This is a genomic window from Streptomyces alboniger, assembly GCF_008704395.1.
Lineage (GTDB): Bacteria > Actinomycetota > Actinomycetes > Streptomycetales > Streptomycetaceae > Streptomyces > Streptomyces alboniger.
The window spans coordinates 7,160,654-7,174,088 of sequence record NZ_CP023695.1 but is presented as its reverse complement, the minus strand read 5'-3'; the positions used below and the strand labels follow the sequence as shown (position 1 = coordinate 7,174,088).

At 71.1% G+C, this 13,435-nt stretch carries 10 protein-coding genes and 1 tRNA gene; 5 read left to right on the top strand and 6 right to left on the bottom strand.

Features of this window, described 5'->3' with window-relative positions:
- Entirely contained in the window at nucleotides 1-390 is a 390-nt protein-coding gene (locus tag CP975_RS31515; protein ID WP_055527708.1) for a hypothetical protein, read from the bottom strand.
- Between the two features lie 241 nt (nucleotides 391-631).
- Between CP975_RS31515 and CP975_RS31510 the strand changes: the two genes are divergently transcribed.
- Nucleotides 632-3,877 (top strand): nSTAND1 domain-containing NTPase, encoded by a 3,246-nt coding sequence (locus CP975_RS31510; protein WP_070321147.1) that lies wholly within the window; start codon nucleotides 632-634, stop codon nucleotides 3,875-3,877.
- A gap of 50 nt (nucleotides 3,878-3,927) precedes the next feature.
- Here CP975_RS31510 and CP975_RS31505 read toward each other — a convergent pair whose 3' ends face one another.
- Together CP975_RS31505 and CP975_RS31500 are read right to left on the bottom strand one after the other, a co-directional pair.
- A complete protein-coding gene (locus tag CP975_RS31505) occupies nucleotides 3,928-5,010 on the bottom strand; it encodes a sensor histidine kinase (protein ID WP_055527653.1) in 1,083 nt (360 codons plus the stop codon).
- Nucleotides 5,003-5,698 carry a response regulator transcription factor gene (locus CP975_RS31500; RefSeq protein ID WP_055527654.1) on the bottom strand — a complete coding sequence of 232 codons (696 nt, stop codon included), beginning with the start codon at nucleotides 5,696-5,698 and terminating at the stop codon, nucleotides 5,003-5,005. Before CP975_RS31500 ends, CP975_RS31505 begins: the two co-directional genes overlap by 8 nt.
- Before the next feature lie 363 nt (nucleotides 5,699-6,061).
- On the opposite strand from CP975_RS31500, the gene CP975_RS36690 reads away from it, so the two are divergent.
- Both CP975_RS36690 and CP975_RS31490 read left to right on the top strand, forming a co-directional pair.
- Nucleotides 6,062-6,454 (top strand): D-alanyl-D-alanine carboxypeptidase family protein, encoded by a 393-nt coding sequence (locus tag CP975_RS36690; protein ID WP_425474295.1) that lies wholly within the window; start codon nucleotides 6,062-6,064, stop codon nucleotides 6,452-6,454.
- 26 nt (nucleotides 6,455-6,480) lie between these two features.
- On the top strand, nucleotides 6,481-7,500 hold the full coding sequence (locus tag CP975_RS31490) for an endonuclease/exonuclease/phosphatase family protein (protein ID WP_055527657.1): 1,020 nt from the start codon (nucleotides 6,481-6,483) through the stop codon (nucleotides 7,498-7,500).
- 137 nt (nucleotides 7,501-7,637) lie between these two features.
- Here CP975_RS31490 and CP975_RS31485 read toward each other — a convergent pair.
- Nucleotides 7,638-7,711: transfer RNA gene (locus CP975_RS31485), tRNA-Pro, on the bottom strand.
- A 107-nt stretch (nucleotides 7,712-7,818) separates the two neighbouring features.
- Between CP975_RS31485 and CP975_RS31480 the strand changes: the two genes are divergently transcribed.
- Nucleotides 7,819-8,352 carry a DUF309 domain-containing protein gene (locus CP975_RS31480; protein WP_055527658.1) on the top strand — a complete coding sequence of 178 codons (534 nt, stop codon included), beginning with the start codon at nucleotides 7,819-7,821 and terminating at the stop codon, nucleotides 8,350-8,352.
- 109 nt (nucleotides 8,353-8,461) lie between these two features.
- Nucleotides 8,462-10,531, top strand: a complete 2,070-nt coding sequence (locus tag CP975_RS31475) for an MDR family MFS transporter (RefSeq protein WP_150477608.1) — start codon at nucleotides 8,462-8,464, stop codon at nucleotides 10,529-10,531.
- Nucleotides 10,532-10,569: 38 nt separating this feature from the next.
- On the opposite strand, the gene CP975_RS31470 is transcribed toward CP975_RS31475, so the two are convergent.
- Both CP975_RS31470 and CP975_RS31465 read right to left on the bottom strand, forming a co-directional pair.
- On the bottom strand, nucleotides 10,570-12,102 hold the full coding sequence (locus CP975_RS31470) for a long-chain-fatty-acid--CoA ligase (protein WP_055527660.1): 1,533 nt from the start codon (nucleotides 12,100-12,102) through the stop codon (nucleotides 10,570-10,572).
- A gap of 94 nt (nucleotides 12,103-12,196) precedes the next feature.
- Entirely contained in the window at nucleotides 12,197-13,384 is a 1,188-nt protein-coding gene (locus CP975_RS31465; RefSeq protein WP_055527661.1) for a thiolase family protein, read from the bottom strand.
- Nucleotides 13,385-13,435: the final 51 nt, after the last annotated feature.

Genomic DNA, 13,435 nt, shown 5'->3' with positions numbered 1-13,435 from the left:
TCAGTAGGCGATCTTGCCGCTCGTGTTGCGGTCGAACTTCAGGTAGAACTTCTTGCCGTTGGACACATCGGTCACGGCCGTGTCCCACACGCCCTGCGAGAGCCAGCGCTGGGGGTAGCACTTGTGCGGCCGCCCGGGACCCTGGTCGAAGCAGGCCGTCACGTTCGCGCCGATCGTCGCCTTGACGTTCACGTCGGCGCAATTGGGCGTGGTGGTGGCCCAGTTGGGGTAGGCCGGCCACACCTTGTTCGTGGTGCTGAAGTTCTTCGCGCTGCCGTAGCAGGACCTCGGAGTGACGTCCGCCGAGGCCGTACCGGCGCTGCCGGCGAGCAGGCCTGCGGCCAGAGTGCCCGCGGCAAGGGCCGTAGTGATCTTTGTACGGGTACGCATGCGCATGGTTCTCCTTCGTCCGGTTTACGCCCCGGAGGGACACCCGGGGCGGCACGCACCAGGTTTCTCGGCCGGCTCGTTGTTGCGCAGCCCTGTCGCGCCGCGCGCAACAAAACGCCCGAGTCGCTGATCGCGGACGACAAAAGGCTGAAACGCGCTGCTCAGGCGCGTTGCAGAGGCCTCTGACGGGTGCGAGGGTGGCCTTTTGTCTTCTTACGCGAGTTGTCCACGGGGGATGTCGATGGGACGTCGCGAAGGCGCGCTGGACCCGGCCGCGGGCCCGGTCCAGCGTTTCGCGTTCGAGTTGCGCAAACTGCGTCAGGAGGCCGGGAGTCCGACGTACCGGGTCATGGCGCGGCACACCGGTTACTCGGTCGCCACGCTGTCGAGGGCCGCCGCCGGCGAGCGATTACCGTCCCTGCCGGTCACGTTGGCTTATGCACAGGCCTGCGGTGGGGATGCCGGTGCGTGGGAGCAGCGCTGGCACGAGGTGGACGGGGAGAGGGCCGCCGAACCGGAGCACGGTGACGACGCGCGGGCGCCGTACCGGGGCCTGGCCCGGTTCGAACCGGGTGACGAAGGACTGTTCTTCGGCCGGGAGCAGTTGGCGGCCCAGCTGGGCGAGCGGGTGCGTGACCACCGGCTCGTCGCGGTCGTCGGGGCATCGGGCAGCGGCAAATCCTCCCTCCTGCGCGCGGGCCTGATCCCTGCCCTGCGGAAGGAGACCTCCCCGGACCGCCGCCCGTCGACCATCAGGATCCTCACTCCAGGGCCTCACCCCCTCTCCACTCACGGCGAGTTGCTCACGGCCGGCCGGGGCCCCGGGGACACCGTCGTCGTGGTCGATCAGCTGGAGGAGCTGTTCACCCTGTGCGCCGACCCCGCCGAGCGCGCGGCCTTTCTCGACCTGCTGGTGAGCGCCGCGGATCCCGGGCGTCGCCTTAGGGTGCTCATCGCCGTGCGGGCCGACTTCTTCGGCCGCTGCGCCGAGCACCACACGCTGGCCGCGGCGCTGCGTGACGACACCCTGCTCGTCGGGCCCATGAGCCCGGCCGAACTCCGCCGGGCCATCGTCGGACCGGCGACCGCCACGGGCCTGATCGTCGAGCGCGAACTGACCGCGAGGATCATCGAGGACGTCAAGGACAAACCAGGCGGCCTGCCGGTGATGTCCCACGCTTTGCTGGAAACCTGGCGCCGCCGCAAGGGCCGCGCGCTGACCCTGGCCGCCTACCAGGCGACCGGCGGCATCGAAGGCGCCATCGCCCGGACCGCGGAAGACCTCTACACCCGGCTCTCCGCCCGCCAGGCCGACTGCGCCCGGGGAATCCTGCTCCGGCTGATCACGCCGGGCGAGGGCAACCCGGACACCCGTCGCCCCGCCGCCCGGGCCGAAATCGACCTGGCCGGCGAACAGGGCGAGGCCGCACTCGTCCTGGACCGGCTGGCGTGCGCCCGTCTGATCACACTCCACGAGGACACCGTCGACCTGGCCCACGAGGCGCTGATCACCGGCTGGCCCCGGCTGCGCGGCTGGATCGAGCGGGACCGGGAACGCCTGCGCGTCCACCGGCGGTTGACCGAGGCGGCCGAGGCATGGGACGAACTGGGCCGGGAGCCGGGCGCGTTGTACCGCGGCAGCCGACTGACCACGGCTGAGGAACAGCTCGCCACGCGTGAACTGACGCCCGTGGAGCGCGCGTTCCTCGCCGCCGGCACCGCCCACCGCGACCAGGAGCGGCACCTGGCAGGGCGCGCGGCCAGGAGGCTGCGCCGACTGCGTGCCGCCCTTTCCGTGGCGGCCGTGCTCGCTCTGATCGCGGGGGTGGTGGCGTGGCAGCGGAACAAGGACGGCGAGCAGCGACTCGCCGAGGCCACGTCCCGCCACGTCGCGTCGGCCGCGGAGAGCATGCGCTACGCCGACCCGTTGACCGCCATGCGGCTCAGCGTCGCCGCCTGGCGTATCAGCCCCACGCTCCAGGCACGAGCGGCGCTCATGGGCGCGATGACCCAGCCTGAGCAGGACCTCTTCACCGCACCCGGAGCACGCACCGCCGATGAGGCCCAGCTCAGCTCGGACGGCCGCACGATGATCACCTTCAGCTCGGGCCGCGTACGCATATGGGATCTGGACAGCCATGAACAGACCGGTGCGGTACGGATCGGGAAGCACGAGGACGTGTCGGACATCTCCCCCGACAGACGGCGACTGCTTCTGTTCTCGCGGACGGGGTGGAAGCTGCGGGACCTGGCGTCGGGCACGTCGACGCGGCTCCCGGACGCGCTCTCCGACGCGAGGGTGGGTTTCGGACCGAACGCCCACACTCTCTCCTTGTGGTCCGAGGAGGGGCGGACCGGGCTCTGGGACCTGCGGCGGGACCGCAGACTCTCCCGGGCGGAAGCCGCACGAGCCATGCGCTCCGCCGATCGTCCGAACGACTGGCTCAGCGCGGTGTGTACGGACTCCGGTCAGCTGGAACTCCTGGAGGGCAGCGGCGGCCGCCGGCTGCGCTCCACCGGGCGGTGGGCCTCCGTCGTACGCCTGGCCTGCGGACCGCGTAGCACCGACGCCGACGGGCTGCCTCCCCTCGTGCTGCCTCTCCACCCGGCGAGGGACACCCTGATGATCGTCACCGATGCCCGGATACGGACCTGGAACCTGGCCACGGGCAAGGAGCTGCCGTCCGTCCCGAGGACCGGCACCCGCAGGTCGTACCACGTCGCCTCGGGCGGGCAGTTCCTCGTCACCGTCGACGACCGGAACATCCTCGTACGGCGGATCAGCGACCTCGCCAACCCCGTCTACCGGTATCCCGTCAAGGGCCGAAGCATCGCCGACGTGCGTCTGGATCCGGAACGCGAGGTGATCCGGTACATCGAGCGGCAGGCCGCCTCGGCCTCCGTGGCACGCACCCTCCACGTCGGGGACGTCCTCGGCCCCGGCTGGCGGGAGGACGGCCCCGACGACCCCGCGCCCGACCCCGGCCGGAGCAAGCTGTACGGCAGCCGGCTGACCTCCGTCGCGGTCGGCCCGGACAGCGTCGACCAGGTGGCGACCGGGGACGAGACGGGCTGGGTCACCCTCTGGGACCGGGCAGTGGAGCGACGCCTCAGCATGTTCGCCGGAACCGCCGCCGACGCCGCCGACGCGGGAGGCGAGAGGCCCCGGCCCGTCTCCGCCCTGGCCTACTCCCCCGACGGCCGCCTCCTGGCCGTCGGGGGCGGCGGCACCGTGCAGCTCTGGGACACCGCGTCGGCCCGACCGCTCGGAAAGGGCCTGCTCACCGCGGGAGACACCGCACGGTCGCTCGCTTTCAGCGGCGACGGAAGAACCCTGACCGTGCGCGGCGCCCACACCCCGCCGCACACCTATCCCGTCGACCCGGGCCTCGTCGCCGAGGCCGTGTGCGAGCGCTCGGGCGGGGGTGTGCCGGCCGCCGACTGGAAGAAGCACATACCGGAGGTCCCGTACAGGAAGACGTGCTGAAGGCGCGGCGGGCGGACCTCGCCCGTCCGGAGGAGGCCGAGCGCCCCGCCTCAGACGCGGAATTCCGTCGCGGGCAGTTCCACGGTGACGCGGAGCCCGCCGACGGGGCGCGGGGTGAGGGTCAGTGTTCCGTCGTGGGCCTGGGTGATGGTCTCGACAATCGCCAGGCCGAGGCCGACACCCGCATGGTCGCTGTGGACGCGTTCGGTACCGCGCTGGAACGGTTCGGTGAGGGTCGAGGCCAACTGTGGGGTGAGCCGCTCGCCGCTGTTTTCGACAGTGAGCACCACAGTGTGGGGGTGGACGGTGGTGTTGACCCACACCGTGCCCTGTTCGGGCAGGTTGTGGACGATCGCGTTCTGTACGAGGTTCATGGTCAGCTGGAGCAGTAGCGGCGGTGATCCGGCCACGGGGGCGATGTCGCCGGAGGTCTCCATGGTGACGCCTCGCCTCTCCGCGAGGGGCAGGAGTGTTTCGGTGGCTTCTTCCGCCAGGAGGGACAGGTCGACGCGTTCTCGGGTGAAGGACCGTCGGCTGGCGCGGCTGAGCAGGAGCAGTGCCTCGGTGAGGTCGATGGCCCGGATGTTGACGGCGTGGAGCCGCTCGACGAGTTCGCCGGTGTCGTGGTCCGGATCGGTGCGAGCCACGTCGAGCAGTGCCTTCGAGATCGCCAGCGGGGTGCGCAGTTCGTGAGAGGCGTTGGCTGCGAATCTCTGCTGTTCGGTGACGTGTGCTTGGAGCCGCGCGAGCATCGTGTCGAAGGCGTCGGCGAGTTCGCGGAACTCGTCAGTGCGGCCCGGCAGCCGGATCCGGTGGGCGAGCGAGCCGTCCGTGGCCATGCGGGTGGCGTCCGTGATCCGAGCCAGCGGGGCGAGCATGCGGCCGGCGAGGATCCACCCTCCCAGGAGACCGAAGGCCAGCAGGAAGACCAGCACCGCGCCCGCGGCCGACGCGAAGTCGCGCAGGAGGTAGGAGCGGACCAGCACCCCTCCGGAGACGCTCGTATAGGCGGGCAAGTGGCGCAGCACGAACACCCACACCGCCGCGAGCAGCAGGACACCGGCGACCATGAGGAACCCGGCGTAGCTGAGGGTGAGTTTGCCGCGAACGCTCAGACCGGGCGCCCTACGCACGTTCGCCTCCCTCCTGCCCGGTGCCGGAAGCCGTGTCGATCCGGTACCCGGCGCCCGGCACAGTGGCGATGATCCATGGTTCGCCGAGCCGTTTGCGCAGGGCCGAGACCGTGATGCGTACGGCGTTGGTGAACGGGTCGGCGTTCGCGTCCCACGCGCTTTCCAGGAGTTCTTCGGCGCTGACGACACCGCCTTCGGCGGCGACGAGAACGTCGAGCACGGCGAACTGCTTCCGGGTCAGCGCGACGTAGCGGCCGTCCCGATAGACCTCGCGGCGGAACGGGTCGAGCCGCAGACCCGAGATCTCTCGCACGGGTGGCCTGTTGTGGGCGCGTCTGCGGTCGAGTGCTCGGAGCCTGAGCGCGAGCTCTTGGAGTTCGAAGGGTTTCGTGAGGTAGTCATCAGCGCCGAGTTCGAACCCGGACGCCTTGTCGTCGAGACGGTCGGCGGCGGTGAGCATGAGGATCGGCATGCCGCTTCCGGAGGCGACGATGTGCCGGGCGATCTCGTCACCGGACGGGCCGGGGACGTCGCGGTCGAGGACGGCGATGTCATAGGCGTTGACGCTCAGCAGTTCCAGGGCGGTGTCACCGTCACCTGCGATGTCGGCCGCGATCGCTTCCAGGCGCAGGCCGTCGCGGATGGCCTCGGCCAGGAAGGGTTCGTCCTCGACGATCAGCACACGCATGCTCTCGATGCTACGAGCCGGCACATATCGTCGGCGTATCCAAAAGCACATACGGGCCGACAACACCACGCTGCCTTGACTGGCGGTATGAACCACACCCAGCCACCAGCGCGAACACCGGCCCACCGGGTTCACCGGTGTCTTGTCGTCGGCCTGACAACCGCCATCGCGGCGATCACCGCGGCCCTCGGCTGTCAGGCCCGGAATACCCCGTCGGACTCGTCGTCCCCGTCGTCCCCGTCGTCCTTCTCCCCTGCCGCACCACCCTCGAAGGCTCCTCACAGTGAGCGCCGAGGTGCGTCGGACAAGGCCGACGGGGCCGTCCCGGAGGACACGACAGTCTTCGACGACGACATTCCGGCTGTGGCCAACCTCGACCGGGATGTGCTCACGGCTCTCCGCCGGGCCGCGAGGAACGCCCGGGGCCACGGGATCACCCTCTACGTCAACAGTGGCTGGCGGTCCGCGGAATACCAGCGCCTGCTTCTTCGCGGGGCGGTCGCCACGTACGGCTCCGAAGCCGAGGCCGCCCGGTGGGTGGCCACCGCGGAGACATCCCCTCACGTGTCGGGGGAGGCGGTCGACATCGGGCGCTCCGACGCGACGGCGTGGCTCTCCGAACACGGTGCCGCGTACGGGCTGTGCCAGATCTACCGGAACGAGCCATGGCACTACGAACTGCGCCCCGAGGCGATCGATCACGGCTGCCCGCGCATGTACGCCGACCCCACCCGGGATCCGAGGATGCGGCGGTGACCGGCACTGAGCGTGGAGAGACGACAATGCAGGTCGAGGTGGTGGAGTGGACCGGACAGGAGAGCGCGGTCGGCTCACGGTCGGGGCCATGGAAGCGCGGGCTCGTACTCGCGGTGTCGGGGCTGCTGCTGGGCCTGGTCATGCTGCTGCACGCGCGGATCACGGACCGCTGGGGCCTCGGCAGTCTGGTGGAGACGTTCCTGCCGTGGTTCGGCCTGTTCATCCCGGTGCTGCTGGCCGGGGCGCTGTGGCGTCGCTCCGCCTCCGCGGTGATCGCGCTGCTGTTGCCGGCCGTGGTGTGGCTGAACCTTTTCGGCGGGCTGCTCGGCGACAGGTCCCATTCGGGCGGCGATCTCACCCTGGTCAGCCACAATGTCGGCGCCGACAATCCCGATCCGGCGGGCACCGCCCTCGACCTGGCCGACTCCGGCGCGGACGTGCTGGCCTTGGAGGAGATCACCGCGCAGGCGAAACCGCTGTACGAGAAGGCACTCGCGAAGGCGTACCCCCACCACACGGTGCGGGGCACGGTCGGGCTGTGGAGCAAGCTGCCGCTGTCCGACACCGAGCCGGTCGACATCGACATGGACTACGGGCCGCTCGCGGACACCAGGCCGGCCGACGTCACGATGGCCTACGACCGGGCGCTGCGCACCACAGTGGCCACGGACCAGGGCCCGCTGGTGGTGTACGTGGCCCACCTGGGGTCCGTTCGGGTGTTTCCCAGGGACGGCTTCGTGACGGGCAGCCGGGACCGCGGCGCGCAGGCGCTCGCCAGGGCCATCGCCGCCGAGGATCACGAGAGGGTGGTGTTGCTCGGTGATCTGAACGGCACCACGGACGACCGCGCGTTCGCCGGCATCACCTCACGCCTGCGCCCGGTCCAGGACTCGGCCGGGGACGGCTTCGGTTTCAGCTGGCCGGCGAGGTTCCCGGTGACGCGGATCGATCACATCCTGGTACGGGGCGTGGAGCCGGAGAGCTCGTGGGTGCTGCCGGCCACCGGCAGCGATCACCGTCCGGTGGCGGCCGGGATCAGTTGGTGAACGCCGCGGGCGGGTACCGGCTCATCTGCAGCTCGGGGCTCAGGGCCGGCGGGCGGGCCCGCGAGGCCCCCCGAAAACGATCAAGGGGCCGTTTCAGATTGCTCTGAAACGGCCCCTTGATCTGCGACTCTTTCGAGTCGGGACGACAGGATTTGAACCTGCGACCCCTTGACCCCCAGTCAAGTGCGCTACCAAGCTGCGCCACGTCCCGGTGTGTTCGGTGCGGTGTCCCGCGTGATCACAGGTAGAACTCTACCCCACGCGAAAGGGTGCTCCGTTCCCCGGTGACCGCCGTCAGGTACGCGCGACAATCCACGTATGAGCACTGCATCCGGACCGTACGACAGTGGCCGTGACCGTGATCGCGACGAGGAGGGCCGGGCCCGTAACCAGCGGCCGCGCGACGGGCTCGGGCGGCCGCTGCCCTATGGGGCGGACGGCGTGGCCCGGCAGCCCGAGGGCGTCGTGCGCGCGCCCGGGGAGTCCGTCGCCGAGGCGCAGGCCCTGCTGGACGCGGGGCGGCCCTTCCATGCGCACGAGGTCTTCGAGGACGCGTGGAAGTCGGGACCGGAGGCGGAGCGGGGCCTGTGGAAGGGCCTGGCCCAGCTGGCCGTCGGGCTGACCCACGCGGCCCGCGGCAACCCCACGGGCGGGGCCCGACTACTGCGGCGGGGCGCGGGCGCGGTCGCGGCCTGGCGTGCCGCACCGGGCGGGCAGGCTCGGCCGTACGGGATCGAGGTCGCGGAAGTGGTCCGCTGGGCCGAGGAGCTGGCGGAACTGGTGGAGCGGGAGGCGGCCCCGGTGGACGCGGCGGCACACGCGCCGAGGCTGCGCGGGGGCACTGCCGGGTAGAGGGATCGTCCGGCGCGGCCCGTCAGCGGCCCGTCACCGCCACCGTCACCGGACCGGCCTCACCCCGCATGCACGGCCTCCGGCCCGGTGTGAGGGTGGCCGTGTGACCATGACCGACCAGCCGACCGGAGTCGCGGCACAGGCGCCTGCCGTCCTCGACCGGCGCCGCCGCAATGTCGTCTTCGTGACGATCATGCTGGGGATGCTGCTCGCCGCCCTCGACCAGACCATCGTCGGTACGGCGCTGCCGACGATCGTGTCGGACCTGGGCGGGGCGGAGCACATGTCGTGGGTGGTGACGTCGTATCTCCTGGCGGAGACCGTCGCCACGGTGCTCGTCGGCAAGTTCGGTGACCTGTTCGGGCGGAAGGTCGTCTTCCAGGTCTCGGCGGTCATCTTCATCACCGGCTCGTTCCTGTGCGGTCTGTCGACGAACATGACCCTGCTCATCGCCTGGCGGGCGATGCAGGGCATCGGCGCGGGTGGCCTGATGGTCACGTCCATGGCGTTGATCGCCGATGTCATCCCGCTGCGCGAGCGCGGCAAGTACCAGGGGGCGATCGGCGCCGTCTTCGGGGTGTCCACGGTGATCGGGCCGCTGCTCGGCGGACTGTTCACGGACCATCTGAGCTGGCGCTGGGCGTTCTACGTCAATGTGCCCATCGCGGTCGTCGTGGTCATCGCGGCCGCCCGCACGATTCCCGTGGTGAAGTCCGCGGCGCGGCCGGTCGTCGACTACCTGGGCATCGCGCTGGTGGCGGTAGGGGCGAGCGCGCTGATCCTGGCGACGAGTTGGGGCGGCAACGAGTACGCGTGGGGATCGCCCACCATCATCGGCCTGTTCGTCGGCGGGCTGATCGCGCTGGCACTGTTCTGTGTCGTGGAAACGCGCGCCGCCGAACCGATGCTGCCGATGCGGCTCTTCGCCAATCCCGTCTTCACGGTCTGCTCGATCCTCAGCTTCATCGTGGGCTTCGCGATGCTCGGCGCGATGACGTTCTTGCCGACCTACCTCCAGTACGTCGACGGGGACTCGGCCACGGTCTCGGGCGTGCGGACGCTGCCCATGGTGATCGGGCTGCTCATCGCCTCCATCTTCAGCGGCAACGTGGTCAGCAAGACGGGGACGTACCGCGTCTTCCCGATCGTCGGCGCGCTGGTGATGGCGCTCGGGCTCTATCTGCTCTCGCTCATGGGGAGCACCACGAGCGCGTGGCTCGAGTCGCTGTACATGTTCGTGCTCGGCGTCGGCATCGGCCTGTGCATGCAGGTCCTGACGATCGCCGTGCAGAACACCGTCCCGTACGCGGACCTGGGCACCGCCACATCGGGGGTGACCTTCTTCCGTACGCTGGGCAGTTCCTTCGGCACGGCGGTGTTCGGCACGATCTACGCCAACACCCTTGAACCCAACCTCAGGGACGGGGTCGCCGAGGCCGCGGGGACCGGCGCCGCGGATGCGGCGGTGATCGCGAAGGCCGCACAGAGCCCACAGGGGGTGCACGAGCTGCCGGGCGCCGCCGCGGGGCCGGTCGTCGGGGCGTACGCGGACACGCTGCACACCGTCTTCCTGTGGACCGTTCCCGTGGCGTTCCTCGGGTTCCTGGTGGCGCTCTTCCTCAAGCAGGTGGAGCTGCGCGACAGCGCGCGGATGGGCGCGCCCGACATGGGCGAGGGCTTCGCGCAGCCGAGCAGCGGCGACTCGGGGCACGTCCTGGAGCGGAGTGTCGCCGGTATCGTCCGCAATGTCGGCATGAACACCGTGCGCGGCATCATCAAGGACTCCGACACGCGCCTGGACATCGCGGGAGCCTGGGCGGTCATGCAGGTCTCGCTCTTCACCCGGATGGTGGGGTACGCCAGTCTCGGACTGGTCGCGGCGCGGCGCAGGATTCCGGCGGAGGTTCTGGTGCCGGTCTTCGACCGTATGACCGAGGAGGGGTATATGGCCCATACCGGTACGTACTTCTCGCTGACGCCTGCCGGGGAGCGCGAGGCGGAGGTCATCTCCGCGGCCTGGTCGTCCTGGCTGGCCGAGGAGATCGAGAAGGACATCGGGCGCCCGCCGGACGCGGAACTGACCGCCGCGGTGGACACGATCGCCAAGCGGCTGCTCGCGGAGGACCTGGAACAGGGCCTCACCCCGGAGACGGCGGGCGCCTCGCTCGCGCGGCGCTGAATCTCCGCTTGCGCGTTGCCACGACCCGCCACGAACCGCTACGCGCCGTTCGAAGAGCCGTCGGCGTAGTGCGCGCGCAGCTCGCGCTTGAGCACCTTCATGCTGGGGCCGAGCGGGAGCCTGTCGGTGAACTCCAGGCGGCGCGGGTACTTGTGCCGTCCCAGGTGCTCCTTCGACCAGGCGATGATCGCGTCCGCGTCCTCGCCGGCGTCGGGCGCCGGGACGACGACGGCGCAGATCTCCTCGCCGTGGACGGGGTGGGCCAGGCCGATCACGGCGGCCTGCGCGACGTCGGGGTGGCGCATCAGGACCTCCTCGACCTCGCGCGGATAGACGTTGAAGCCGCCGCGGATGATGACGTCCTTCTTGCGGTCGACGATCGTCGTGAAGCCTTCGGCGTCCTTGGTGCCGAGGTCGCCGGTGCGGAACCAGCCGTCGACCAGCGCCTCCGCGGTGGCCTCGGGGCGGCCCAGATAGCCGGAGAAGACGTTGTGGCCGCGGACCACGACCTCGCCGAGTTCGCCGACGGGCAGGAGTTCGACGCGGTCGTCGATGTCGGCGCGGGCGATCTCGACGTCGACGCCCCACACGGGGTGGCCGACGGTGCCCGCCCTGGTGCCGAGGCCGGGCTGGTTGACGGAGGCGGCCGGGGAGGTCTCGGAGAGGCCGTAGCCCTCGTAGACGGGGGCGCCGAAGGCCTCTTCGAAGCGTTCGAGGACTGCGACGGGCAGCGAGGCGCCTCCGGAGACGCACAGGCGCAGCTTGGGCAGTTCGGACGCGGCAGCGGCGGCGGCCGCGAGGCCCACGTACATGGTGGGCACGCCGTGGAAGGTGTTCGCCCCTTCCGCCACCATCAGCTCGATGGCGCGCGCGGCGTCGAAGCGGGGCAGCAGGACGAGGGTCGCGCCCGCCCGCCAGATGGAGTTCATGGAGACGGTCTGGCCGAAGGCGTGGAAGAGGGGAAGGGCGCCCAGCGCGATGTCGTCGGGGCGGACGTCGTGGGCGTCGAAGGCGTTGACCGTCGCGTTCATCACGAGGTTGAAGTGGCTGAGCACGGCGCCCTTGGGGACGCCGGTGGTGCCGCTGGTGTAGAAGATGACCGCCGGGTCGTCGGCCGCGCGTGTGACGTACGAGGCGAGGGGCTCGGTGGTGCGGGCCAGCGTCTCCAACTCGCCCTCGGCGCCCAGTTCCAGCATGCGTACGCCGGTGGCCCCGGCTGCCGCCCCGCCCGTCGGGGCCTGGGCGGGGTGGCACAGGAGCAGGCTCGCGCCGCTGTCGCGCAGGACGTGTTCGACCTCCTCCGCCGAGAGCAGCAGGTGGACGGGGACGACCACGGCTCCCGCGGCGAGGATGGCGTAGTAGGCCTTCGGGAACTCGGTGACGTTGGGCGCCATCAGGGCCACGCGGTCCCCCGGGCGTACGCCCTGCTCCGCGAGGGCGGCGCCCTGGGCGCGGGCCTCGCGCCACAACTCCTTGAAGGTGAGCCGCAGTTCACCCTCGACGAGCGCGGTGCGGTCCGGGTGGCGGCGGGCGGGTTCGGCGAGGACGGCGGCGAGGGACAGCGTTGCCATGAGGGTGATGCTCCGTTTCCGTGCGGCCTTGCGGTGGTTCGGACTGCTGCGCGGCGCGCCGGGCGCGCCGGTCGGCGGCGGTGCGCCCGGCTGCTCAGTCGCGCTCGACGAGGAGTGCGGTGCCCTGGCCGACGCCCACGCACATCGTGGCGAGGCCGCGCGAGGCCCCGGTGCGGCGCATGCGGTGCAGCAGCGTGGTGAGGATGCGGGCGCCCGAGCAGCCGAGGGGGTGGCCGAGCGCGATGGCGCCGCCGGAGGGGTTGACCAGCTCCGGGTCGAAGCCGAGGGCGTCGACGCAGGCGAGGGCCTGGGCGGCGAACGCCTCGTTGAACTCCGCCTCCTGGATGTCGCCGACGCTCCAGCCGACCCGGTCGAGCACCTTGCGCGTGGCGGGGACGGGGCCGATGCCCATGGTGTCCGGGTGCACGCCCGCCGAGGCCCCGGCCGCATACCGCCCGAGGGACTCAAGACCGAGGTCGTTCAGCGCCTCCTCGCTGACGAGCAGCAGACCCGCGGCGCCGTCGTTCATCGGTGAGGCGTTGCCCGCGGTGACCGTGCCACCCTTGCGGAAGACGGGCTTCAGGCCGGCGAGCTTCTCGTACGAGGTGTCCTCGCGCACGCATTCGTCCCGGTCGACCACCACGCCGTCGGGCCGGGTGACGGGGAGCAGTTCGTCGTCGAAGTGGCCGTCCTCGCGGGCGGCGGCGGCGCGCTGGTGGCTGCGGAGCGCGAAGGTGTCCTGACGCTCGCGCGAGACGCCGTGGCGTTCGGCGACCTCCTCGGCGGTCTCCCCCATCGCGAGGACGCCGTGCAGTTCCTTCATCCTCGGGTTGGTCAGGCGCCAGCCGAGGCGGGTGTCGGCGGCCTCCATGCGGTGAGGCAGCACCTCGTCCGGGCGGGGCAGGACGAAGGGGGCGCGGCTCATGGACTCGGAGCCGCCCGCGAGGACGATGTCCGCCTCACCCGCGGCGATGGTGCGCGCGGCGACGATGACGGCTTCGAGACCCGACGCGCAGAGCCGGTTGACGGTCGCTCCGGGCACGGACTCCGGGAGGCCGGCGAGGAGGGCGGCCATGCGGGCCACGTTGCGGTTGTCCTCGCCCGCCTGGTTGGCGGCGCCCCAGTAGATGTCGTCGATCCGGGCGGGGTCCAGCCGCGGGATGCCGTCGACGAGTCCCCGTACGACGTCCGCGGCGAGGTCGTCGGGGCGGACGGAGGAGAGTGCGCCGCGGAGTTTGCCGATGGGGGTGCGGCGGGCGGCGGCGAAGTGGACTGTGCGCACGATACGGCTCCGGATCGTTGTGCGGGTCTCGCTGCGTGGTCTGCGGGTTTC